At 36.2% G+C, this 3,775-nt stretch carries 2 protein-coding genes and 1 pseudogene; 2 read left to right on the top strand and 1 reads right to left on the bottom strand.

What is annotated here, in order from left to right; translation table 11 throughout:
- Positions 1 to 312 precede the first annotated feature (312 nt).
- Positions 313 to 633, top strand: coding sequence for an ArsR/SmtB family transcription factor (locus GZ63_RS0100015; RefSeq protein WP_029265659.1), 321 nt, complete (start codon positions 313 to 315; stop codon positions 631 to 633).
- Between the two features lie 11 nt (positions 634 to 644).
- Positions 645 to 3,236, top strand: coding sequence for a heavy metal translocating P-type ATPase (locus tag GZ63_RS0100010; RefSeq protein WP_084178861.1), 2,592 nt, complete (start codon positions 645 to 647; stop codon positions 3,234 to 3,236).
- Between the two features lie 125 nt (positions 3,237 to 3,361).
- Here the strand turns inward: GZ63_RS0100010 and GZ63_RS18640 are convergent.
- A pseudogene (locus GZ63_RS18640) lies at positions 3,362 to 3,514 on the bottom strand (arsenic resistance protein); the annotation flags it as partial.
- Positions 3,515 to 3,775 lie beyond the last annotated feature (261 nt).

Raw genomic sequence — 3,775 nt, 5'->3', positions numbered from 1 at the left:
AGGTCCTGAATTTGCAATGTATCTATTCGTACAAATTGCGTTTGCTTTCTTTGCAATCGGTTTACTGATTGGAGTGTTTTTTAGATAGAAAAGCAACTCAAACTTTATCATCATTTACCAATTTGAAGGTGGAAGACAATGAAGAAGTTAACAACTTTTCTCGCCATTATCTGCTCACTGATTATTCTGACTGCATGTAGTGATGAAGTGGCTCTTTCGATTGGATATTTTTTTTGACACACATATTAGATAATGCTAATATGATGTAAATAAAACATATTAGTTTATTCTAATATATAAGGGGAGAAATACATGTCAAAAATAGATCTTGATACGAAGGTGAAGTTTATTCATGGGTTTTCCCACAAAACAAGGATACAAATTCTTGACAGCATAAAAGACAACGAAAAAACTGTATCGCAAATTGTTGATGAGATAGAAGGTAATCAATCAAGTGTATCACAACACTTAGCTTGTCTCAGAGGTTGTGGTCTTATTGTTAGTAGACAAGAGGGGAAATTTGTCTATTATCAATTACGAAATGAAAAAGTACGTCAATTGCTAGCTATGTTTGATGACGTTCTAATAGACATCCATATGGATATAGGTACGTGTAAAAATCACATAATTTAGGGGGTGATATGATGAGCTGTTGTTCTAATAGTCAAGAAAAAATAGTAACAAATAGCAGTTGTTGTGGTGCAGAGGGTGCTAAAGAAAGTACTAATACACAAAGCTGTAGTACTGAAGCGGATAAAGCCACAGCGTCGTGTTGTAGTAGTGAAGAAGGATCAAAAGGGATTGGTGGATCCAGTTCTAAATCAGATACAGTCAACAAGAGTTGCTGCAGTACAGTAGAAGAGAAAACATCTTGCTGTAGCAATCCTAAAGGGGCGACTGTTGGCGTGGATTCGGCACAGGAAGGGGAGGAAATTGAATACAGAGTTTATGGTATGGATTGCCCTTCATGTGCATCAACCATTGAGAAAGGGTTACAACGCCTAAAAAATGTCATTAGTGCAAAAGTTAATTATAACACCGAAAAATTACAAGTTGTTGCAAATGGAAACTATTCATCCGCACAATTAGAGAGCACAGTGCAAAATCTCGGATTTACCGTTGAACGGATATTTCAAAATAACAAGATGCGGATTTATGATGTTCAAGGGATGGATTGTGGTAGTTGTGCGAAAAGCATAGAAAACCATTTAATTAAAATTCAGGGAGTAAGTGATGTTCAGGTAAGTTTTGCTGCTGGAAATATGAGAATAGAACATACAAATCCAGTAGATGACATTTTAAAAGAAGTTTCTAAAATTGGATTTCATGCATCCTTACAAACGAGAGACAGAAAGCCTGTGGAGAATAAACGAAATAAACATGAATTATTAAATACAATTATTTCGGGGGCATTTATTGCGATTGGCTTTGTCGGTTCTTATATTGGTTTTCCAACGTTTGTTTCTACTATTCTATTTGCTATTGCTATTGTAATCAATGGTTATCAACCAATTAAAAGTGCTTACTATGCAGTGAAAAGTCGTTCTCTTGATATGAATGTATTAATGTCTTCGGCTGCTATTGGTGCGGCAATTATTGGTGAATGGTTCGAAGGGGCAACAGTCGTTTGGTTGTACTCTTTGGGAATTTACTTGCAAAACCGTTCAATGGATCAAACGAGAAAGTCTATACGAAACTTAATGAATATGGCCCCTTCAATGGCATGGATTCGAGTAGACAATGATTTAATAGAAAAACCTGTAGAAGAAGTTTCAGTTGGCGATACAATTGTTATAAAACCTGGTGATAAAATACCTTTAGATGGAAACATTATACAAGGTGAATCAAGTGTTAATCAAGCACCTATTACGGGAGAATCCCTTCCGGTGGATAAAATTATCGGGGATGCTGTTTATGCGGGTACGATGAATGAAAGTGGCTCATTAGAAGTTGAGGTAACTAAATTAATTGAAGATACAACGCTATCTAAAATCATTCACTTAGTAGAGGAGGCCCAAGAGCAAAAAGCACCAACAGAAGCATTTATTGATCGATTTGCAAGTATTTATACACCGATTGTATTTGTTCTTGCCATATCGGTTATTGTCATTCCACCGTTATTTGGATTTGGCTTATGGAGTGAATGGATATACAAAGGGTTAGCTTTATTAGTTGTCGCTTGCCCGTGTGCGCTCGTTATATCAACACCAGTTGCTATTGTTTCCGCTATAGGTAATGCTGCCAAAAACGGTGTTCTCATCAAAGGTGGCACGTTTTTAGAAATTGCTGGTAAAATTAATGCTGTAGCCTTTGACAAAACTGGCACACTGACGGAAGGGAAACCAAGAGTATCTGAAATTCATCCGATAAATACTTCTGAGACGGAGCTATTATCCGTCGCTTATGCATTAGAAAGTCACTCGACACATCCAATTGCAAAAACGATTGTACAATATGCTCAGGACCGAAACATTTTACAAGCTGAAGGATCACTATTCAAAAACATTGTCGGTAGAGGGGTTAAAGCGACAATTAATAACAAAGTTTATTACGCTGGGAATCATCGGTTATTTGAAGAAATGAATATTTCGCTTAGTAGTGTGGACCATATAATTCAGTCGGTACAACAATACGGATCAACGATTGTAATCATTGGAAATAGGGAAAAGGTTTTAGGAGTTATCAGTGTAACAGATACCTTACGCACTACGACTGTAAAAACATTAAATCATTTACGTAAGGTTGGGATGGAGCAAATTGTTATGCTAACAGGTGATAACGATGGAACGGCAAAACGAATTTCAGGACAAACGAGTATTAATCGTTATTTTACCGAATTACTGCCTGAAGATAAGGTAACAGCATTGAAACAACTACAAAGAGAGGGTAATAAAGTTGCTATGGTTGGTGATGGAATTAATGATGCACCAGCTCTTGCAACGGCAGACTTAGGGATTGCAATGGGTGGAACAGGAACAGACACAGCGATGGAAACAGCAGATGTTGTTTTAATGGCCGATAACCTTGATAAATTACCGTATACGATTAAATTAAGTAGAAAAGCTTTAACAATTATCAAACAAAATATTTGGTTTTCTTTAATTATTAAATTTATTGCATTAGGATTGATTTTCCCAGGGTGGTTAACCTTATGGATGGCGGTATTGAGCGATACAGGTGCAGCAATTATAGTAATCTTAAATGCATTACGCCTTTTAAAGTCGCCAAATCATTAAACGATAGTGTCTATTCTATGGATAGTTCTAAAAAACAAACATTCTGTAAGAAAATAGTATTAAACTAAATATTGTTTATTTAGCAAACTTGTAAGGTTTGTTGGATTAGATAAGGTTATCTTGGTTTATATAGGATAGCCTTTATTTTTACTCTTTTTCCTTGTGAAAAGCAGCATTTGGGAGACAACGGAATGTACAGGTAATTCAATCAAAGGTCCAGTTACTAAAGCTCAAGCAATGAGAGGCAGATGAGGAAATGCCGTCACAGCTATAGCTAAACCATTCATCTTATCCGCAGCAGCATTTATAGGTGTCATGTACCTTCCCTCACGCTTTACAGCAATTCTTGTTGATAAAATTGGTCGTCCTGCCATAGCGGTTGCTTCTGGAGTTACATTTTTTCGGTATGGAGTCAGGAAATTGAATAATAATTTAAATGAAAGAGGCTGGGACAAAACTCGGCTAAATAGCGAAAAAAGAATTCAGTAGATACTGGATTCCTTTGCTTATGATTAAATAATTGTATTATTCTGCTAATA

Source organism: Virgibacillus alimentarius (genome assembly GCF_000709085.1).
Classification (GTDB): Bacteria; Bacillota; Bacilli; order Bacillales; family Amphibacillaceae; genus Virgibacillus_B; species Virgibacillus_B alimentarius.
This window is presented reverse-complemented; position numbering and strand designations above follow the sequence as displayed.